A 19367-nucleotide genomic window follows, 5' to 3' on the forward strand; every position below is an offset into this window, starting at 1 on the left:
ATTTAAAATCGTTGTTCAAACCGATGCCAAGTCTACCCAGATCCTTATCTAAAAGCCAAATCCTACTGCGTTAACTTTTGCCGCAAGGGCGAGCTACCAATGATTATTTCCTGATGGTACAACGCGATAAAATCGCGAAAGGGAACGGCTTTGGAAAATAAAAAGCCCTGCCCTTTGACCACATTCAGACGTCTGAGTATGTGTAAGTGCGCTACCGACTCGATGCCTTCAGCCACAACTTCACAGCCCTTTGCGTTGCCAATAAGGCACGCTGCCTGAAGAATGGCCTCATTCATAGGATCGCGATGCAGTTGTAAGACAAATGCTTTGTCTACTTTCAGCGATGAAATTGGCAAATCACGAATTGCTGTAAGATTTGAGTAGCCCTTGCCAAAATCATCAATGGCGACACCCACCCCGATCTGGCGCAGCTTGGTAATCTGCTCTGTGACCATGGCAGAGTTGGACAAGGCAACATCTTCAGTCAGTTCAAGCTCCAGACGCGATGGATCCAGCGCAAAATCGTTACACAGGGTCTGAATTTGCGGAATCAGCTGACTGTCGTAGAGTTGCGTTGGAGAAATATTTATCGATAACGGTATGAAAATATTTTGTTTGGCCAGATAGCTTAGTGCGCAACATGCCTGTTGTAGCGTCCAGTACGCCAACTCCCGCATCATTTGATAAGACTGCGCCGCCTCAATAATGGGGCCGGGCAAAATGATACCATCTACCGGATGGTCCCACCTCAGTAAGCATTCAGCACCGACAATTTCAAGGGTTTGTAAATTGACTTTGGGCTGAAAATACAACGCAAGTTCGTGTTGACTGATCGCCCGATGTAAATCAGCTTTCAGCGCAACACGCTGCCCGGTCGCAAAGTCAGGTGACGACCCGCTGGCAATAGCAAAGCGCTCATAACGATTCTTTTTGGCTTGCCGGAGCGCATTCTCGCCCTGGGTAATAAACGCAGAAACACAAAAACGTCTCTGACGACCTACCACCGCCCCGATATGAAACTCGGCAATAAAAGTGTGTTCAGCGTAACTTACTGGCGTGGAAAAATGCGCGTTGAGCGCTTCTGCTCTTCGACGCATGGCACCAGAGGTCGTGCCGCTGGTAAACATAATGGCAAACACGTCACCGTTTAATCTGCCAAACGCCGCGACATTGTCAAACAGGCTGGACAGCCGGTTTGCAATTTGAAGTAAAAGACGATCACCTGATGCCAGGCTCATGCTGGTGCTCACATCAGAAAAGCCCGCTACATCAACAATAAGTGCAGCACACCTGTCACAGGAAAGCCCTACCGCTTCAGCGCGTTGTATAAATGCAGTCCGATCCGGAATAGCTGCCAGTGATTTAAAAAGCGTACGCATTAATTACTACAACAACAAACATGTTACTTCCCGATGGGCCCTTTAACACCTGGTAGACATACTCCTTATAGCGGCATCTCTATAAGGTTCTTTCAAAACACACGATTCTCAAACCTGTATCAAACACACTACCACGCTTAATAGAACCATGCCCATACCGAATACAAATTGAGCACTAGTTTACTGCAAATTTAGGGGGGTGCATCTGAATACGATTAATACCGGATCATTGCGACCAATAGCATGGCCAGCCCTCTCGCGAAATTGCTTTTGCTTTTTTCCTTATGTAAAAAGTGAGCCGTTTTGCAGGCTGTTTTTGTATATAAGCTATATACTTAATTTCAGTTTACGAAACGGACCATCGTGACCGCCCTGTTGGAATCGCGGCAGACTGAGCAAACGACATCACGTCTCAAATAACGATGGAGTAAACTATGAGCCTTCCCCGCTTACAGAATTTCATTGACGGCCAGTTCATGGCAAATAAAAGCGGTGAGACAATTACTGTCCTGAACCCTGGTACTGGCGAAGCGATTTACGACATTGAGGTCGCTGACGAAACAGTGCAAGAGGCAGCAATTGAAAGCGCCAAAGCAGCATTTAAGAAGTGGTCAGCCACCCCAGCTGTTGAACGAGCCCGCGTCTTGCATCGCGCAGCAGCGTTATTGCGCGAGCATAATGACGAACTTGCCCGGCACGAAGTGCTGGATACCGGCAAGCCGCTGCAGGAAGCGCGTGAAGTTGATGTTGTCACCGGTGCCGATGTAATTGAATTTTTCGCCTCATTAGCTCCCACGCAAGTCGGCCAGCAACAGGATTTGGGGGGCGACTTTTATTACACCCGCAAAGAACCACTTGGCATATGTGCAGGTATCGGAGCCTGGAACTACCCGATTCAGATTGCCTGTTGGAAATCAGCCCCTGCACTTGCAGCGGGTAATACGATGATTTTTAAACCTTCTGAGGAAACCCCTCGCGGTGCCATTGAGCTGGCCAAAATCTATATTGAAGCCGGTGTACCGGCTGGTGTCTTCAATGTCGTCATTGGCGACGGTAAGGTCGGGCAATGGCTTACCCAACATGAAGATATCGAAAAAGTTTCCTTTACCGGAGAAGTGGCAACGGGTCGCAAAGTGGTTGAGTCAGCCGCGTCGACCCTGAAAGATGTCACTATGGAGTTGGGTGGTAAATCGCCGCTGCTGGTCTTCGAAGATGCCGATATATCTCAGGCTGTATCAGCCGCGATGCTGGGGAATTTCTTTACCCAGGGCGAAGTGTGCACCAATTGTACCCGGGTATTTGTTCACGAGAGCATAATGGATGCATTCATGGAAGAGTTGGTATCGCGCACCACTAATAACATCCGTGCTGGCGATCCAATGGATCCCGAGGTGAATTTTGGTGCAATGATCTCCAAGCCTCACCTTGATCTGGTTATGGATTATATTGAAAAAGGAAAAAATGAAGGGGCGCGTCTGGTCACCGGCGGCAATACAATGTCACCGGATGATGCGAAAGGCGGCTTTTTTGTTGAACCTACCATTTTCGCCGACTGCACTGACGATATGACTATCGTAAAAGAGGAAATATTCGGGCCGGTGATGAGTGTACTGTCATTTCGCGATGAGGAAGAAGCAATACGCCGCGCAAACAATACCCCACTTGGACTGGCTGCCGGCGTCATGACACAGAATGTGACCCGGGCGCACAGAGTTATCCATCAATTGCAGGCTGGTATTTGCTGGGTCAACAGCTGGGGCGCGTCGCCAGCAGAAATGCCGGTTGGCGGTTATAAAATGTCAGGAATCGGTCGGGAAAATGGCATCGAAACGCTGAATCAGTATACCCAGACTAAATCTGTTTATATGGGCATGGTCGAACTCGAAAGCCCGTTCTGAGGAGCCAAAATGGAAACATATGACTATATCATTGTGGGTGCCGGTTCTGCAGGCTGTGTACTGGCTAATCGTTTATCAAAAGACAGTAACAACAAGGTGTTACTAATTGAAACCGGTGGTAGCGATAAAAGTATTTTTATTAAAATGCCTACCGCGCTTTCGATCCCGATGAACACCGAAAAATATGCCTGGCAGTTCTATACCGAGGAAGAACCGTATCTGAATAAACGCAAAATGCATTGCCCAAGGGGTAAGGTGTTGGGCGGCTCCTCATCAATCAATGGCATGGTGTACGTGCGTGGCCATGCCCGGGATTTTGATGAGTGGGAGCAAAGCGGTGCAAAAGGTTGGGACTATCAGCATTGTCTGCCTTATTTTAAACGTGCCGAAGAGTGGTACATGGGTGGCGATGAGTACCGCGGTGGTGAAGGACCGCTGGGTACCAATAACGGCAATGAAATGAAAAACCCGTTATATAAAACATTTATCGAAGCCGGTAAGCAGGCGGGTTACGCCGAAACATTTGATTATAATGGCGCACAGCAGGAAGGCTTCGGCCCTATGCATATGACCGTTAAAGACGGGGAGCGCTGCTCGTCGTCGCGGGCCTACCTTGATCCAATCAAAGACAGAGACAATCTTACCATCATCACTCTTGCAACCGTGCACAAGGTATTGCTGGACGGCAAGCGGGCAACCGGCGTGCGTTATCAGGAAGATGACGATATGTTTGATGTCACAGCCAGCAAAAAAGTGATTCTGAGCGCAGGCTCTATTGGCTCACCCCACCTGCTTCAGTTATCAGGCATTGGCGATAAAACCCATCTGGCCAAAGCGGGAATAGACTGCATCCACCACTTGCCCGGCGTCGGCGAGAACTTACAGGATCACCTGGAGTTTTACTTCCAGTTTCGCTGCAAACAACCGGTTAGTCTTAATAGTGAACTGGGCATGGTATCCAAAGGGCTTATCGGCGCGCGCTGGATGTTATTCAAATCAGGTCTTGGTGCAACGAACCATTTTGAATCCTGTGGTTTTATTCGTTCTAAAGCCGGCGTTGAATGGCCGGATCTGCAGTATCATTTCTTGCCTGCGGCCATTCGCTATGATGGCAAAAGTGCTTTTGATGGCGACGGCTTCCAGGTCCATATCGGCCACAATAAGCCGCGCAGTCGCGGTTTCGTCAGAGCGAAGACAGCCAGCGTGGATGATGCACCCGCTATTCAGTTTAATTATCTCCAGCACGAGGACGACATTGAAGGTTTCAGGGCGTGCGTAAGATTAACCAGAGAGATTATCGGGCAATCGGCGTTTGATGAGTATCGGGGCGAGGAAATTCAACCCGGTGAAGATGTACAGACTGACGAGCAGATAGATGCGTTCGTCAGAGAAGCTGTGGAGAGTGCTTACCATCCATCCTGTACCTGTAAAATGGGCGAAGATGAAATGGCTGTAGTGGACTCTCAGACACGGGTACATGGGATCGAAAATCTTCATGTCGTAGACTCGTCTGTGTTTCCCACGATCCCCAACGGAAATTTGAACGCCCCCACAATAATGGTCGCCGAAAAAGCGGCAGATCACATTCTAGGCAATACACTGTTGCCGGTAGAAAATGTGCCCGTTGTGGAAGAGCAAAACTGGCAAAGCGTTCAGCGAAGCCAGTCTTTATCAGCCTCACAACCTTAAATCGCCAGGACAGCAGCGATGCTGTCGAACAAGGCGATTCAGGGCTGCGTAATCAACAGGTAAAGCGTCTGGCTTTACCTGCATCGCGCACGACCGCTCAAGTCGTGCGATAAAATCGAGAGGCTGACCATTACTCTTGCTGTGTGGAACCCCCTTCTGCGCAGCGCAAATACGCTAGCAGGACGTGCATCTGCCAACTTTTTTGCACAATAACTGACCGTTGCTGTTTAACCTGAACCATACGGGGACAACAAAATGAAAATAATGAAGATAAAACTGGCATCTGCAGGTGCGCTTTTACTGTGCCTGCCAGCTCAGGCCGACTGGTCCAGCACCGTTACACTGGCATCAGATTACATGTTCAACGGTGTCAGTCAGACTCAAAATGATCCGGCGCTGCAGGCAAGTCTTGATTATGCCGCTAGTCAGGGCATTTATTTGGGCGCGTGGACCTCAAATGTCGATTTTGGTGGTGAGACGGAACAGGAACTGGACTTTTACGCCGGTCAGTTTAAGCAGCTATCCGAAGACTGGACATTGGACTACGGTATCGCTTATTACACCTATCTGGGAGATTCTTCATCCAGTGATTTTAACTACCCTGAAGTATGGGCGAAGTTTGGCTATACCTGGGATTGGGGGGTAACTGAATTTAACGGCTGGTACTCCTGGGACTACTTCGGATACGGGGGTGGCCACGTTATTGGCATGCTCGCTCACACATTTACCCTGGCAGAAAATCACGCTATCAGAATTAATGTTGACACCTCTAATTCTCTTGATGGCGACCGATGGCTGTGGAATGGCAACGAAAAATCGTATGTCCATTATCGTATCGCCTATCAGACAAGCTGGAAAGGATTTCAATTTGAAGTGGCGGCTGAAGACACAACCCTTGATCGGAATACCGCTGATGAACGGATAGTAGCAAGCGTTAGTCGCACATTTTCATTTTAAAACCGTGAAGGTACAACCTGAGCGAAACTTAATATTTAGATTTCTTATAAATATAAAATCGTATGCTATAAATATAAGTAAGGTCGTATATCGATTCATCAGGAGTATGTAAAATGCTCGGTCGCAACGACGTCAGCATAGCGAGAATTAAGCGCAATAGCACTTCTGTGGCAAGTGTGGTTACTACATTTTCTCTATGTATTGGTTTTTGGCTTGTATTGGCTGACGATGAAATCGTTTCATGGGTGTTCGGCGTTGTTGCGGCTTCGACCTCTACGTTTATTCACTACCGTTTAAAGTTACCAGGAGTAGGCTATTCATTTGGGTTGCCGCGCCTATCTGCTCTTGCCCGACTTCTTTTTTTCTTTCTTCGGCACTCTTTGCAAGGCGGAATAGATACTGCCAAATTAGCGTATCAGCGCCAACCTTGCGCTGAAGAATGTGTGTTTCAATACCAGACAAAACTAAAGTCCGAAAAAGCTAATTTTCTTTTTGTTCAAATGATAAGTCTTATGCCAGGCACACTGGGGATCAAATTAATTAAAAATAATGTTCTCATTCATTCACTTAGCAGAGAAGCAACCAGTATTGGTGTTTTACAGGATAGCGAAGCGGTAATCAGTGCGCTTTTTGAAAGACGGACGTCACAATGAGCAGCCTGTACACCATAGTGGCTGCAGCGCTCTTACTGTGTCTTATCGCGGGCCTGGCAAGAGTTATCAAAGGACCTGAAAACACCGACAGAATGCTTTGCGTACAGCTTTTCAGTACAACGGGGGTAGGATTTCTGCTGATACTTTTTGTAATAAAAAAAGACTCGGCAATTCTTGATACCGCGCTCGTTATGGCCTTGCTGGGGTCATTAGTTTTTATTACCTATGGTGTGTTTAAACAGCCAGGCGGCCAGGCGAATGACCATGATTCTGAATAGCTTTACAGTAGCCTTTTTGTTAGCCGGGCTGTTCTTTTTTGTCAGCGGCTCAATAGCCCTACTCCGTTTCCCGAGTAGTTTGTCACGTCTGCATGCCCTGACTAAAGCAGACAACCTCGGATTGGGGTTAATTGCATTGGGCGTGCTTTTTCAAACATATTCGTTGCTTCAAGCAGTTCAAATTTTACTGATCTGGGGACTCGTGACCTTTTCAGGCGCGGCTGGCGCATTTTTTATTGCGCGTAAACACTATAAGGACATCATCAAATAATGTTAATCATTGCAGACATGATGCTCATTATTTTTACGATCATTTGCGGGCTGGGCGCGACGATGTCATCAGCACCTTTTCGCAGTATTACCTTTTTCATTACTTTCGGTCTAGCGATAGCCCTTTGCTGGGTCCGCCTGGACGCGCCGGATGTAGCCCTGGCGGAGGCGGCTATTGGGGCTGGGTTGAGTGGTATAGTTTTTTTGAAAGCATATAAGATTCTGTCCAATAGCACTGATCAGGAGCGCGATGATGACCAAACCATTAGTTAACGGTCAGCGATTCACTGCTTTGATATGTCTGGCCATGTGTATCATCAGCCTTATAGTCGTAATCCCGGTTGGTCCATCTTTATCTGCCGCCTCCTTGATACAAGAGCATCTCAACAATAGCGGGGTAGAAAATCCCGTAACGGCAGTCTTACTTAATTACAGAAGTATAGATACCTTACTGGAGCTTGCTGTTATTTACGTAGCAGTATTACCCGTTTGTGCGTTGAGTTTTAATCAAATAACCACTGTACGTTGTGTACATTCAGATACTGTACTGCGGGGATTAACATCAGTTGTTGCTCCGGCAACAATTATTACCGCTATCTATCTGTTATATAATGGAACGCGTTTACCAGGTGGTGCTTTTCAGGCAGCCGCACTACTGGCGGGCTTATCAGGCTTGATCGCGTTTTCCGGATTCCGACACTTCTTGAAGCAAAAGGCGCTCAATAATACTTTGATGGTATCGGGAATATTGATATTCACTGCAATCGGGTTTTCCCATTATATTCTGCCTGCATCCTTTCTGGCTTACCCACGTGAATACGCCACAACGGTAATTATTACTATCGAGATATTTGCAACCGTTTCTATCACAGCAATTCTCGGCCGTTATATTAGCGCACTTCCTCAAGCAAGAATAAGTCTATGAGTGAGCAATCATTATATACCGTTTTGGGTATAGGGCTTTTTTGGTTAGGTTTGTATCGAGCACTTACTGTTAACGCTCTGCTCATCAAAATTATCTCGTTTAATGTGGCAGGTGCCGGAACTTTTATGATTTTAATTGCCTCTGCATACCATGATACTTTGCCGCCTGATGCAATTCCTCACGCCATTGTCTTGACAGGCATCGTTGTATCTGTTGCGACATCCGCCTTAGCCATTTTACTAGCGCTTCGCAGCCAGTCCTCCTCAACTACCAAAACATCAGCTAATGACCACCATCGTTAACTATGAGTGGATTGTCATTTCCCTGGTATTGATGCCGCTGGTTTTCAGCTGTGTTACGTTTGTATTTAGTAAACAGGCTTGTAATATCGTCCTTTTTTGCACAAGCCTACAGTGTATTTTATGGTTACAAGGCATACTCTGGATGCCCAATGAACCTTTTTCTATCTACATTGGTGGTTGGCAGCCTCCTTTGGGCATTCGGCTAAGCGTGACCGGAGCAGGTTTACTTCTGACGGGGTTTAGCTGTTTTCTTTTCTTATTAATAAGTTTTTTTGCGCGCAGCCAGGCCTCAGCAAGCTTCCCCAGAACATTCTGGCCTCTACTTTTAAGCTTACAAACGGGGATCACCGGTCTTTTCTTTACACACGATTTATTCAACGCATACATTTTTCTAGAGATAACTGGTATTTGTTCTGTGGGACTGGTCGCCCTTTCTCCAGGTGACAAAAGTTATAAAACTGCGTTTAATTATTTGTCTGTAAACATTGTTGGCTCTCTATGCTTTCTATTTGGCGTGGCGCTAATATACCGCACCTATGGGGTATTGGACTTTATCATGCTTGATGCCGCAATAGATAGCGCACATGTCTCCCCTATCGCCTACCTCAGTGTATTCATGATCATTACCGGGCTTGTCGTAAAGTCAGCACTGGCTCCTTTACATGGATGGTTACCCGAGGTGCATGGTTCGGCAATGCCGCTGGTCAGTGCACTCTTATCGGGGCTGGTCGTAAAATGTGGGATTTATTTATTTTTTGTCCTCTGGTGGACAACGTTTTCTTCTCTGATAACTCCGCCATTGATATGGGTACTAAGCCTGTGTGGTGCGGCGGGAATTATTATTGGTACGATCAGAGCTCTGCAGGCTGACCACCTAAAACAGATGGCGGCATACAGCACGGTAGCGCAAATTGGTTATCTGTTTTTATTCATGCCGATCATTTCGCAATCAGAGCAGTTGAGCACAGAGATATTCGCCGGCTTTTTGCTATTTATCGTGGCTCATGGATTGGCTAAAACCACTTTATTTCTTGCTGTAGGCTATTTGAAATCCGTTCACAATTGTGTAACCCCTAGCTCGTTAGCAGGTTTTGCTCAGCAACAGCCTCTAATTGTCGGCGCGATAGCGGTTTCTGCGATTTCGTTGATTGGCCTTCCGCCAAGTGGTGGATTTACCGCCAAATGGGCGTTACTTTCCTTCCATGCTTCGGCTGGTTCATGGGCGCTTTTTACCACAATACTAGTAGGCAGCATTTTATCTGCCGTGTGCTTTTTTAATATTATGATCCACGCGATATCTGCTCCACCAGCCCCCGAATACGGGGAGACAATAATCACCAACGGACTACTACAACAGCGTGTCATAATCGTTTTGCTCTCGGTGCTTACTGTATTATCTGGTTTTTGCTGGCCTTTGTTTGCACACTTTTTGCGATGGGGAGCAACATAGTGGCTGTAGAGTCTTGGCTGCCTGTTTTCATTTTGCTGGTTGCTTTTGCTGCTGGTTTTTGCTGTTTATTGATTCCAGAGCGGCAGCGTATTATCCGTAATGTGACCAGTCTGGGATTTGCGCTAATCGGAATAGCATTAATCATTACCACAGCATTCGGTGTTGCCCGAAATGCTGACTTTACGGTAAAAATCCCATTTTTCACCCAAGCAAGCATTGCTCTTCATGTTGATGCATTATCTATTCTTTTTCTAACGCTTACCGGCGTACTGTGGTTACTCACCAGTATTTATGCAATTGGTTATCTCACGCATTATAAGAACAAGTCGCGTTTTTTTGGTTTTATTCATTTAAGTGTGGCGGCGACTTTGGGCATCGCGTTGTCAGCCAATCTGATCACGTTCGTTATCTTCTACGAAATGCTGACACTGGCTACATTTCCGTTGGTCGCTCATAAAGGCAATGATGCTTCGCTTAGCGCAGCCAGATTATACTTGCGATATACAGTTGTTGGTGGTGTATTGTTGCTTGCCGGCACAGTCTGGCTCAGTGCTGTGGGTGGCCCCATGCCTTTTACGCCCACCGGCGTACTTTCAACACTTGAAATATTTAGTGACCTCGAATTAACAATTATTTTTGCCCTGCTTATAACCGGTCTGGGCGTAAAAGCAGCGCTTGTCCCCTTACATAGCTGGCTGCCCGCTGCGATGGCGGCGCCTGCACCGGTCAGTGCATTACTACACGCAGTCGCTGTGGTGAAGGCTGGTGCGTTTGGTATCGTGCGAGTAGTTTACGATATTTTCGGAATTGAATTTGCACGTGATCTAGGGCTGACATTTTACCTGGCCATTGCAGCCAGCATCACGATCATCTATGGATCGTTACTTGCGTTAATACAAACCGACATCAAAAAGCGCCTGGCCTTTTCAACGGTCAGCCAAGTCTCCTATATAGCGTTAGGCACCGCTATCGCAGGCCCAATAGCAACGATTGGCGGCCTAATTCATTTAGTACATCAAGGACTTATGAAAATAACGTTGTTCTTTTGTGCGGGTATTCTTGCCGAGCGGTTAAATATAACCTCCATTGATCAATTAGACGGGGCCGGCAAGCAACTTCCACTTCCTATGATTGCGTTTACAGTGGCCAGCCTAGGGATGATTGGGGTCCCTCCTGTTGCCGGTTTCGTTTCCAAATGGTATCTGAGTAATGGTGCTATTGAAGTTGGCGCTTTTTGGGTATTAGGTGTATTAACAGTAAGTGCGCTTCTGAATGCGTGTTATTTTTTGCCATTATTATACCGCATATGGTTCAAGTCCGTACCAGTTGAACGCTTAGTAAAAACCCACTCATACAGCGTTTTAATGACAATACCAGCTGTTATTACAGCTCTGTTTGCCTTGCTGGCAGGTTTACTCGCTAACTTTTCGGTCAGCCCTTTGAACTGGGCCAAGCTTATTGCCTTTCGCGAGTACGCTCGCACATTTGTTTATCCTGATACAGAATCCATCCATACGGACTACCTTCTGCCTGTTATAATTGTGCTGCCTCTTGTCTGGCTTGCCTGTTGTTTGGCAGCAAAAAAACAAAACCTGTTAAATACGTGGTCAGCCCTGATTACATTGCCAGCCATTGCCCTGGCTTTATCTGGCAAAGAACTGCAGTTTTCGATGGGGAGTCTGTTTTTCTCCAGCGACTTTTCGCTCCATGTCGAAAACCAGTATTTCTTATTGCTATGCGGAATCGTTTGGACTTTCGCGCTGTTTTATGCAAAAGGTTACCTTTCTGTATCATCTGCCAAAACAACATTTTACGTATGGGCGTTACTCGCCTTATCAGGCAATATCGGTCTAATTCTGGCTGATGACTATTTTGCTTTTATCACCTTCTATACCCTGATGAGCCTGTCATCTTACGGCTTGGTTATTTTCACTTTACGCAAGGATGCAAAGACCGCTGCGCGTTCTTATATTCGATGGGCCATACTTGCTGAGCTTTTACTTTTTGCAGGTTTCAGTTTGCTTTCTCAGTGGCAGCTGGATTCATCGAATATCGGTCTTCAGCCTGTTTCACAGATCCTGCTTCTAATCGGTTTCGGAATAAAGCTGGGTATGTTTGGTCTTCATTTTTGGTTGCCACTTGCCCACCCAGCAGCTCCTGTCCCCGCCAGCGCTGTATTAAGCGGCGTTATGGTAAAGGCAGGCCTGATTGGAATATTAAAATTTTTGCCAGAAATGTCGCCGGAACTTGGGACGTTCCTGATTTATATTGGCGTATCGGGCATTCTGGCTGGTGCGGTCGCAGGTCTGTTTTAGCAACACCCAAAAGCGATACTTGCTTATTCAACCATCAGTCAGATGGGGGTTATTATTACTGCATTAGGCTCGGCTGTCGCTACCAGCCAGGATTGGACTGTAGTGACACTTTGTCTGGCGATGTATTGTTTACACCATGGGATAGTTAAGGCCGCGCTGTTTTTCAGCGTAGCGGCGGTTCCGGCAAACCAGAAGTGGTCAGTTCGTGATTGGCTCACCGTTGCACTGCCTGCTTTAGCTCTGCCAGGCCTGCCTTTTACTGGCGCCATGTTAGCCAAAGAGCAACTCAGTGCGTTTACAACGCATTCAGTTGCGCAATTTGGTCTGACTGCATCCGTCGTGGCAACCTCAATGCTGATGCTTCAATTCATCGCAAAGCTACGACTACAGGCCTCCCCCTCAACCGCAAGATCAGGCAATGTCAAAATAGTCGCTTTGATGATGAGTGTAGCCTCGCCGTTCACGCTTTGGTTAGTGCCAGGTGTCATCGAAGCCGTTGCGCTGACATTTGACACGCACAGCAAAGCGCTTTTACTTACACTTTTGGCAATTGCGGGTTATATGCTTTTTAACAGATGGAGTAATCCTGACGTACTCGATTTACAGGGATTAAAGGCTTTGGCACAGCACAAAGTGTCATTCCTGAAACTTCCTGCTTTTACACTTCCTTCATTTTCAATACCTCGCTTACTATCGAAGTTAACGTGGCGAGTTATCTCGATAAGATTTGAGTATGGGCTTATACTTTTTCTATCTGGCATGCTTTTACTACTGATTTTGAACTTGATGTTACCGTAGGGGATCAAAGAATGAAGTCGTTAAAAAAACTGTTAGTTATCGTAGACGAAGAATCTCCAACAGCCGATAGCAAAGCTATAAAGTGCGCTATCAGACTTGCTAAACGAAATGGCGCTACTATCAAGTTGATAGATGTCATACAGGCTCCCCCCCTTGCTGTAAAAATGTATCAGGGGATTATGAGTGCTACCGATCTGACTGAGCTTGTCAGAGAAAAGCGTTCAAATATTCTTGATACTCTGGCAACCAGTATCAGAGAGGATAGTCTTGATGTCTCATTTGAAGTTCTTGAAGGTCGCCAGTTTATTGAGGTAATCAAACGGGTGTTAATTGATGAATATGATCTCATCATCAAAAGTGCCCATCCTGTAAAAGAAAGCTTCGACAGTAGCGATTTTCATCTGATAAGAAAGTGCCCATGTCCGGTATGGTTGATTAAAGAATCAAGGTTCGATCCCAGGGAAGATATATTGGCCTGTATCGATCTAACCCAGGAGGAATCTGAGGAGGGCCAACAGTTGAACCGCCTGATACTGGATTTAGCGGCCTCCCTGGCTTCCATGGAGGGCGTTTCGCTTCATGTGCTTACGTGCTGGTCGCTGTACGGTGAGTCTATGTTTAAAAATATGCCTTCTTTAGGTGTTAACAACGACAAACTCGAATCTATGCTTCAAACTACAGGTCGCGAAAAAAGACAGCAGTTACAGGACATTCTGAGCGACTATCAGAAGTGCTCCACTTTTCCTCACCTGATAAAAGGCCAAGCTACTGACTGCATTCCTGCGTTTATTAACAGCCATGAATTCAGCACCGTCGTGATGGGAACTGTTGGCCGTACTGGTTTGCCCGGCTTTTTAATTGGTAATACATCAGAAACGGTGTTATCCAGAATTGACTCATCCGTTATTACTGTAAAACCGGATGGCTTCGAAACCCCGGTTAGACAATAAACGTCCAACCGGGTTGTCAGACTCAGCATCTGTCGATTACTTCGTATATGAGTATCGTCAATACCGAGCAAATCTAAGCATTCATGTATAAAAAGAAGCTGCTTTTCTTCGGACTGATCTCTACCCTAATCCTACTGATAGCATTAGGAAGTGCAGCGGTGTCTGCACATTTGACCCGAGAAAATTTGCAGCAGAGCCAGATTGCTCAAAATCTACTTACCGAACACCTGCAGCTATCCAGTACCTCATATCGTTTGTTCAAGCAACTTACCGATGAATTGCTTTTCGGTCGCGGTGCAAATCAGGCCAAGGTCAGGAATAAGCAGCAACTAATTAACGAGTCACTAATCCGTATCAAAATGCTGGAAGTTGTTCAACGAAAAGCGCTGGGTAAGGAAGTAACTGCAGGCAGTATTGAAGACACAGAAGAGCTTCGTCAGTTACTGACGAATATCATTGATGAGTTTAATGCCATCACGGCTGACAATCTGGCGCAGCCTCTTGGGCAACAATCTCGAGTACAATTTTTACTTGAGGACACAATTGACAATCAGTTTCGTGAAGCAATAAATGCTGCTGTGGCGAGACAAACCCGAGTAGTTACGACCATCAATACAAAGATTGAAGTCTTAAATACGGCCATCGTTTGGGTCACGATTGGGCTTGGTGTACTAACAGGACCTTTTATAATTTTAGGCTGCTTTTGGCTGTTTAATTCGCTTTATCAGCCTTTAACAGTTCTAAAAAGCGGTACGGATGCTATCGCGGCGGGGAATTATAACTTTCGTTTGCCGCAAACTCTGGATTCTGAGTTCAGTGATCTGGTAAGAGCCCTCAATGCTCTGGTGGAAAAGCTCGCAATACACGAAGCAAAAGCGCAAGCCAACAGAAAACAATTAAAATATGAGGTTGCACAGCGAACCCGGGAATTAACTGAAGCGAACAAGCAGCTCACAAATATAGACTCACGGAGGAGGCAGTTTATTGCTGATATTTCTCACGAATTGCGAACACCATTAACTATTATTCGCGGTGAAGCGCAGGTGACACTACGCCAGCAAGCGCTGTGTGAAGGCGATTATAGGGAAACACTCACCGCAATATTGGAACAGGCGGTAAGTTTAAGCCGGCTAGTTGATGACATGCTGCTTTTGATTCGCGCAGAAATGCAGCAATTACATCTTGAGCCAGAATACACAAAACTTTCACAGCTGATTGAACATCAGGTGCAATCATGGCAAAAAGTTTATGCAGAACGCCAAATTAGTTTTGTACATCAGATAGCGCTAGAGCAGTCTCTATTTATAGATAAACAACGCATTGCGCAAGTGATAGCAATTTTACTGGAAAATGCGCTTAAATATTCCCGCTCCGACAGTCCGGTTCGCGTCGTCCTACATGCAGGTACCCACGGATATACCTTTTCTGTTGAGGATGAGGGCGATGGTATATCTCCGGCCGACCAAGCGCAGATTTTTGAACGCTTTGTGCGTTTGCGCGGCACAGGAAGTGGCCTGGGACTGGGCTTGCCAATCGCTAAAGCGATTATAGAAGCGCATCAGGGTTCAATTCAGGTGACCTCAGAACGTGGACATGGCGCAAGATTTTCTGTTTTTTTACCCTCTCAACAAAGTAATCGTAATGAAAATATTAATCGCGGATGATGAGCAACAGTTATCAGGTTTTTTGAAGCGGGGGCTGGAGTCTGAACATTTTGAGTGTAAGGTAGAAAATCAGATTGATAATCTGGTAACCAGTGCGCGACGCTTTCAGCCAGATATTATCCTGCTTGATCGAATGTTCGGTGATATGGACAGTATTACTGTTCTGGAATATCTAAAGAAGTTGCCCGAAGAGCCGTTAATTCTGCTATTAACGGCAGTGGATGATGTTAAAGATCGTGTGGAAGGCTTGAAGGCTGGCGCTGACGATTATCTTTGTAAACCATTTGATTTCGACGAGCTATTGGCCAGATTACAGGCTTTAAGTCGACGACGCGCGCCCTTAAACTCTTCACAGGCTCACGGACACAAAGTGGGTAACCTTATTTTGGACACAGACTCTCGAGTTGTAAGTGTGAATGAAAATGAGCTTACACTGACCAAATTGGAATATGACTTGTTGCTTTATCTGGCCGAGAATATAGGTAAAGTGCTATCGCGGGAGAGGATTTTAAGCCGAGTGTGGAAAGCACACTCAGATCCGCTTACAAATGTGGTAGACGTTTATATCAGCCGACTGAGAAAACAATTGCCAGCAGAAAGCCGCGTTGTGCTTGAAACACTCCGCGGCAATGGCTATCGACTAAAAGAAATCAATTAGCGGCTGACAGGTATTCTGGTTTAGTCACCAGCTTCCTGACACCATGGGCGCCTTTTTCCTGGAATGGATTATCCTGACACCACTGACCTACGGTAGCAATATCTGTATATATCACCTCAGGACGAACACTCCAGCTGACTTTTACCGGTGAGGACTGCTCGTTATATGAAGGCCCGGTAGTAGAACCCAGATATTCTACAGGTTTGCCTGTGTTGGTGGGGATATTTACAGCCTGGTCGTAGCCATTTATCTGGCGCACTTCTGTTAATGTTTTAAAATCTGCTGCCTTATTGTCATTAACCAATACCAGCACCTGCGCTTCAACCCGTAATTGCGGGTTGGCAACATTGTCACTCAAACAGGAACTTAATGTCGCGCCCGGATCGACATTTGCTGTCGAATATACATAGTGCAACTCGATGGTATCTCCCGGTTTAAGACTTTTACCGCTTACCGGGCAAACATTTTGAGTGAAGGGCTTTAACTGCGAATCTGTGAGCGAGCCACTGTAACCAAATCCATCCTGCCATCTATCACCTGCTGGCGTAGTAAACTCCCCACCCTGATGTTCGGCAGAAGCATGGAAGTGTATATTACACAAATTCATACTCGTCCGGTTAGGTGCAGCCGAGAACACCCGTTTATTGCTGCCATATAACTGGTCGATATTTCGGGGCGACTGCGGACCGTAGTCAGTCCCCTCCGGTCCGTAAACAGAACTGCTTTGTGTCGCTAACGCACCATCTGATGATATCGCCTGCGCACTGTCTACCGTTGTTGCAAGTGTTGAGATAACCATGATTGATGTTAGAGCAGATAGTGTTTTCATACTTGTTTCCTCCAGTCTTTCATTAAAGCGTAATAGAAAAGCCTGTCTGAATCTTTGCACCCTCATTAACAGAACATTAACGGCGGATGAATTTTGTGTGAGTGATACAATCGCTTTATTTATCTTTATGTATCAACGACTTTCATATCACGCTTCTACAAGTTTTGGGTTGCCAGGTACATTTTGCTACCCATTTTCGCTTATACCTCGTATGCTAAGAACTGATATAAACCGAAGGGCTTTTGCCTCGGGTCTTCAAAATGGACAACGATATCTTGCAGGAGGCAATATGAAACACGTAGTAACGGTATTGGTGATGGCAGCCGCCTTTGTCGCGGGCTATTTCATCGGCCAAACTTCTCAGCATGACAACCCCACGACCGAGTAAGCAGTCGCTCAACTGGATAAGCAATCTTCCCCGGAATCTGTGAACTCAGTCGCACTGCCACAATCGGCGCCTGCCGTGAAAGCTGAACGTACCACAACAACGGCGAAACCTTTTCAATCTTCCGTAGACGACGCTGAGCCTGCATCCTCTGTCAATTCTCATTCCTTTGCTAAACAGGTGGTTGCAAGTACAACACCCGTTAATTTGCGTGAAGATGTCTCACGGGATGTACAGCGCAAGCAAGCGGCTTTGGACTATCCCGTGGCGCAGGAAGAACTGGAATACTGGAGCACAAAGCATAAGTCTGATTTGAAGGCCTACATGGACACTCATCTGGGCGAGGCCTCGGACTTTATGTTTGAAAAAATCTTGCAACAAAATGATTTGCTCGATAATCCGCTTGCCAGCGATACGATTGAAGATGACATGGCATGGCGACATAAAATGGAGCAGCAGCTTACCGATTTAATCTGGTCACTGAATACTGACGAGTCATTGTCGATAGAAAGCCTGGTGTGTATTCAAAAGCAGTGTGAAATTACGCTAATGGCTTCAAAGCCCCATTCGGTGGCCAGAATGCATATGGAAATTACCTCCCGTACTGATCAATTGGGAATCATCAAAGACTCCCCCAGCCCAATCTCACTGATGCTGGAGAATGAAAATTTCTGGATGTACATGCGTTTGAAGTTTTCTGCAAAGTTTCAATGCGTAAGGGCTCTGACGCTGCTTACACGATTCTGCTTTTTTTTCAGATAGTCCTGGTACCAGTGAAATAATACCAGTCAGGATTCAGATACCCATATCGCTGTCCAGTGTGGGTATCGAGCGCGATAAATGCGAAATCCGTCTTAAATAAACCGGTATCGCAAACTATCACGGTATGCGCCGCGTAGGGATCAGTGTGAATAAACAGGAGATCCCTAATGACAGATAAAATTTTGTGTGTGGCAGGAGCCAGCGGTCTGGTTGGCTCTAATATTGTAAAACAGGCACTGCAAAAAGGTTATCACGTCCATGGCACAATGCGTGATGCCAATGACGAATCCAAAACAAAATATCTGATGGCATTGCCCGGCGCGGCTGAGCGGTTATCTTTGTACAGCGCTAACGCCGAAGACAGCCACACCTTTGATACCCCACTGAAAAATGCTGACGCGGTATTTATCGCTTGCTTCCCCCCCATTTATAAAGCGAAAGATGGTACGCCAGCAAAAGAGCTGGACCGTGAACGTGGGTACGATGAAATAATTCGTCCGGTTAGGGACGGTTGTTTACATATTCTGGATGCAGCCAACCGCCAGGGCGTGAAGAGTGTTGTTTTGTGCTCATCGACTTCAAGCACAAACCCGCCAGAACCCGTGGAAATTAAAACTGAACAAAATGCGGTGTCTGATGCAGAGCATCAGATGGACCAGAAGAAATTTACCTCTGCCGAGAAAATCGTCATGGAGGATGCTGCCGCCTATTTTTGTCAGGAGCACGGGATGCGTTTGTGTGTCATGCTTCCAACAATGATGACCGGGCCGGTAATTATGCCCCAACACCTTGAGGGTGACAGTCACGCTCGCTTTATTGAAATGCTCAATGGCAAAAATACGCATCACGACACGGTGCCGGCTGGTTCTATGTCAATGTCACATATTGAAGATGTTGCAAAGCTTTTTGTGGCCGCCTATGAGTCGGATAACGCCCAGGGCCGATATTTTGCTGTCTATGACAGCTGGAGCTGGCAGGCAATTTACGAAGAGGTGGCGAAACATGTGCCGGAAAGCGCGCTTCCCCAACCACTGGAGGGTGAGCCGGAAACACCGACAAAGTTTGATTTTTCTAAAAGAAACAGTCTGGGTGTAACAATGCGGGATATTCCAACCACACTGGAAGAAACCTTTAACTGGATGAAAACCGACCCGTTCAACGCAGTATATAATCAAAAATAACCTGTGCAGGCTGTGGAAGTACTT

20 protein-coding genes are annotated in these 19367 nt (G+C 46.4%); 17 read left to right on the forward strand and 3 right to left on the reverse strand.

All coding sequences use genetic code 11. The annotated features are described in order from the left end of the window. Positions 1-62: 62 nt before the first annotated feature. Entirely contained in the window at positions 63-1379 is a 1317-nt protein-coding gene (locus HHX48_RS04165) for a putative bifunctional diguanylate cyclase/phosphodiesterase (protein WP_191022451.1), read from the reverse strand. A 434-nt stretch (positions 1380-1813) separates the two neighbouring features. Between HHX48_RS04165 and betB the strand changes: the two genes are divergently transcribed. The 11 genes from betB to HHX48_RS04220 all read left to right on the forward strand — a co-directional run bounded on the left by betB (position 1814) and on the right by HHX48_RS04220 (position 12116). Then, positions 1814-3277, forward strand: coding sequence for a betaine-aldehyde dehydrogenase (gene betB / locus HHX48_RS04170; RefSeq protein WP_191022453.1), 1464 nt, complete (start codon positions 1814-1816; stop codon positions 3275-3277). Positions 3278-3286: 9 nt separating this feature from the next. Next, positions 3287-4966 carry a choline dehydrogenase gene (gene betA, locus HHX48_RS04175; RefSeq protein WP_191022455.1) on the forward strand — a complete coding sequence of 560 codons (1680 nt, stop codon included), beginning with the start codon at positions 3287-3289 and terminating at the stop codon, positions 4964-4966. A gap of 255 nt (positions 4967-5221) precedes the next feature. Beyond that, the gene (locus tag HHX48_RS04180) at positions 5222-5923 is read left to right on the forward strand and encodes a TorF family putative porin (RefSeq protein ID WP_397541056.1); all 702 of its coding nucleotides are present in this window, start codon (positions 5222-5224) and stop codon (positions 5921-5923) included. A 113-nt stretch (positions 5924-6036) separates the two neighbouring features. Further along, positions 6037-6576 carry a Na+/H+ antiporter subunit E gene (locus HHX48_RS04185; RefSeq protein WP_191022457.1) on the forward strand — a complete coding sequence of 180 codons (540 nt, stop codon included), beginning with the start codon at positions 6037-6039 and terminating at the stop codon, positions 6574-6576. Further along, on the forward strand, positions 6573-6854 hold the full coding sequence (locus tag HHX48_RS04190) for a monovalent cation/H+ antiporter complex subunit F (protein WP_191022459.1): 282 nt from the start codon (positions 6573-6575) through the stop codon (positions 6852-6854). The genes HHX48_RS04185 and HHX48_RS04190 overlap by 4 nt, the downstream gene beginning before the upstream one ends. Next, on the forward strand, positions 6835-7125 hold the full coding sequence (locus HHX48_RS04195; RefSeq protein ID WP_223857990.1) for a cation:proton antiporter: 291 nt from the start codon (positions 6835-6837) through the stop codon (positions 7123-7125). The genes HHX48_RS04190 and HHX48_RS04195 overlap by 20 nt, the downstream gene beginning before the upstream one ends. Beyond that, on the forward strand, positions 7125-7397 hold the full coding sequence (locus HHX48_RS04200; protein ID WP_191022461.1) for a Na(+)/H(+) antiporter subunit B: 273 nt from the start codon (positions 7125-7127) through the stop codon (positions 7395-7397). The genes HHX48_RS04195 and HHX48_RS04200 overlap by 1 nt, the downstream gene beginning before the upstream one ends. Then, entirely contained in the window at positions 7375-8049 is a 675-nt protein-coding gene (locus HHX48_RS04205) for an MnhB domain-containing protein (RefSeq protein ID WP_191022463.1), read from the forward strand. Before HHX48_RS04200 ends, HHX48_RS04205 begins: the two co-directional genes overlap by 23 nt. Further along, positions 8046-8351 carry an NADH-quinone oxidoreductase subunit K gene (locus tag HHX48_RS04210; protein ID WP_191022465.1) on the forward strand — a complete coding sequence of 102 codons (306 nt, stop codon included), beginning with the start codon at positions 8046-8048 and terminating at the stop codon, positions 8349-8351. The genes HHX48_RS04205 and HHX48_RS04210 overlap by 4 nt, the downstream gene beginning before the upstream one ends. Further along, positions 8335-9801, forward strand: a complete 1467-nt coding sequence (locus tag HHX48_RS04215) for a complex I subunit 5 family protein (RefSeq protein WP_191022467.1) — start codon at positions 8335-8337, stop codon at positions 9799-9801. Before HHX48_RS04210 ends, HHX48_RS04215 begins: the two co-directional genes overlap by 17 nt. After that, positions 9786-12116, forward strand: a complete 2331-nt coding sequence (locus HHX48_RS04220) for a proton-conducting transporter transmembrane domain-containing protein (RefSeq protein WP_191022469.1) — start codon at positions 9786-9788, stop codon at positions 12114-12116. The genes HHX48_RS04215 and HHX48_RS04220 overlap by 16 nt, the downstream gene beginning before the upstream one ends. A 38-nt stretch (positions 12117-12154) precedes the next feature. Here the strand turns inward: HHX48_RS04220 and HHX48_RS19130 are convergent, their stop codons facing one another. Beyond that, positions 12155-12334 (reverse strand): hypothetical protein, encoded by a 180-nt coding sequence (locus tag HHX48_RS19130; protein ID WP_191022471.1) that lies wholly within the window; start codon positions 12332-12334, stop codon positions 12155-12157. A gap of 49 nt (positions 12335-12383) precedes the next feature. Between HHX48_RS19130 and HHX48_RS04230 the strand changes: the two genes are divergently transcribed. The 4 genes from HHX48_RS04230 to HHX48_RS04245 all read left to right on the forward strand — a co-directional run bounded on the left by HHX48_RS04230 (position 12384) and on the right by HHX48_RS04245 (position 16186). Further along, on the forward strand, positions 12384-12914 hold the full coding sequence (locus HHX48_RS04230; protein ID WP_191022473.1) for a hypothetical protein: 531 nt from the start codon (positions 12384-12386) through the stop codon (positions 12912-12914). An 11-nt stretch (positions 12915-12925) separates the two neighbouring features. After that, on the forward strand, positions 12926-13864 hold the full coding sequence (locus HHX48_RS04235; RefSeq protein WP_191022475.1) for a universal stress protein: 939 nt from the start codon (positions 12926-12928) through the stop codon (positions 13862-13864). 83 nt (positions 13865-13947) lie between these two features. Beyond that, a complete protein-coding gene (locus HHX48_RS04240; RefSeq protein ID WP_191022477.1) occupies positions 13948-15528 on the forward strand; it encodes a sensor histidine kinase in 1581 nt (526 codons plus the stop codon). Continuing rightward, complete coding sequence (locus tag HHX48_RS04245; RefSeq protein WP_191022479.1) at positions 15506-16186, forward strand: response regulator transcription factor; 681 nt, start codon at positions 15506-15508, stop codon at positions 16184-16186. Before HHX48_RS04240 ends, HHX48_RS04245 begins: the two co-directional genes overlap by 23 nt. On the opposite strand, the gene HHX48_RS04250 is transcribed toward HHX48_RS04245, so the two are convergent. Beyond that, the gene (locus tag HHX48_RS04250; protein ID WP_191022481.1) at positions 16179-17015 is read right to left on the reverse strand and encodes a delta-class carbonic anhydrase; all 837 of its coding nucleotides are present in this window, start codon (positions 17013-17015) and stop codon (positions 16179-16181) included. The two genes, HHX48_RS04245 and HHX48_RS04250, sit on opposite strands and share 8 nt — an antisense overlap. 427 nt (positions 17016-17442) lie before the next feature. On the opposite strand from HHX48_RS04250, the gene HHX48_RS04255 reads away from it, so the two are divergent. Both HHX48_RS04255 and HHX48_RS04260 read left to right on the forward strand, forming a co-directional pair. Next, positions 17443-18162, forward strand: coding sequence for a hypothetical protein (locus HHX48_RS04255; RefSeq protein ID WP_191022482.1), 720 nt, complete (start codon positions 17443-17445; stop codon positions 18160-18162). Between the two features lie 167 nt (positions 18163-18329). Further along, positions 18330-19343 carry an NAD-dependent epimerase/dehydratase family protein gene (locus HHX48_RS04260; protein WP_191022484.1) on the forward strand — a complete coding sequence of 338 codons (1014 nt, stop codon included), beginning with the start codon at positions 18330-18332 and terminating at the stop codon, positions 19341-19343. Positions 19344-19367 lie beyond the last annotated feature (24 nt).

This window comes from Salinimonas profundi (assembly GCF_014750655.1).
Lineage (GTDB): Bacteria > Pseudomonadota > Gammaproteobacteria > Enterobacterales > Alteromonadaceae > Alteromonas > Alteromonas profundi_A.

Coding starts and splice junctions, on each gene's coding strand:
- HHX48_RS04245 (WP_191022479.1), top strand. CDS start 15,506: ATGAAAATATTAATCGCGGATGATGAGCAACAGTTATCAGGTTTTTTG.
- HHX48_RS04235 (WP_191022475.1), top strand. CDS start 12,926: ATGAAGTCGTTAAAAAAACTGTTAGTTATCGTAGACGAAGAATCTCCA.
- HHX48_RS04200 (WP_191022461.1), top strand. CDS start 7,125: ATGTTAATCATTGCAGACATGATGCTCATTATTTTTACGATCATTTGC.
- HHX48_RS04180 (WP_397541056.1), top strand. CDS start 5,222: ATGAAAATAATGAAGATAAAACTGGCATCTGCAGGTGCGCTTTTACTG.
- HHX48_RS04260 (WP_191022484.1), top strand. CDS start 18,330: ATGACAGATAAAATTTTGTGTGTGGCAGGAGCCAGCGGTCTGGTTGGC.
- HHX48_RS04215 (WP_191022467.1), top strand. CDS start 8,335: ATGACCACCATCGTTAACTATGAGTGGATTGTCATTTCCCTGGTATTG.
- HHX48_RS04230 (WP_191022473.1), top strand. CDS start 12,384: ATGTTAGCCAAAGAGCAACTCAGTGCGTTTACAACGCATTCAGTTGCG.
- HHX48_RS04195 (WP_223857990.1), top strand. CDS start 6,835: ATGACCATGATTCTGAATAGCTTTACAGTAGCCTTTTTGTTAGCCGGG.
- HHX48_RS04165 (WP_191022451.1), bottom strand. CDS start 1,379: ATGCGTACGCTTTTTAAATCACTGGCAGCTATTCCGGATCGGACTGCA.
- HHX48_RS04250 (WP_191022481.1), bottom strand. CDS start 17,015: ATGAAAACACTATCTGCTCTAACATCAATCATGGTTATCTCAACACTT.
- HHX48_RS04210 (WP_191022465.1), top strand. CDS start 8,046: ATGAGTGAGCAATCATTATATACCGTTTTGGGTATAGGGCTTTTTTGG.
- HHX48_RS04220 (WP_191022469.1), top strand. CDS start 9,786: ATGGGGAGCAACATAGTGGCTGTAGAGTCTTGGCTGCCTGTTTTCATT.
- HHX48_RS04240 (WP_191022477.1), top strand. CDS start 13,948: ATGTATAAAAAGAAGCTGCTTTTCTTCGGACTGATCTCTACCCTAATC.
- betA (WP_191022455.1), top strand. CDS start 3,287: ATGGAAACATATGACTATATCATTGTGGGTGCCGGTTCTGCAGGCTGT.
- HHX48_RS04190 (WP_191022459.1), top strand. CDS start 6,573: ATGAGCAGCCTGTACACCATAGTGGCTGCAGCGCTCTTACTGTGTCTT.
- betB (WP_191022453.1), top strand. CDS start 1,814: ATGAGCCTTCCCCGCTTACAGAATTTCATTGACGGCCAGTTCATGGCA.
- HHX48_RS04185 (WP_191022457.1), top strand. CDS start 6,037: ATGCTCGGTCGCAACGACGTCAGCATAGCGAGAATTAAGCGCAATAGC.
- HHX48_RS04205 (WP_191022463.1), top strand. CDS start 7,375: ATGATGACCAAACCATTAGTTAACGGTCAGCGATTCACTGCTTTGATA.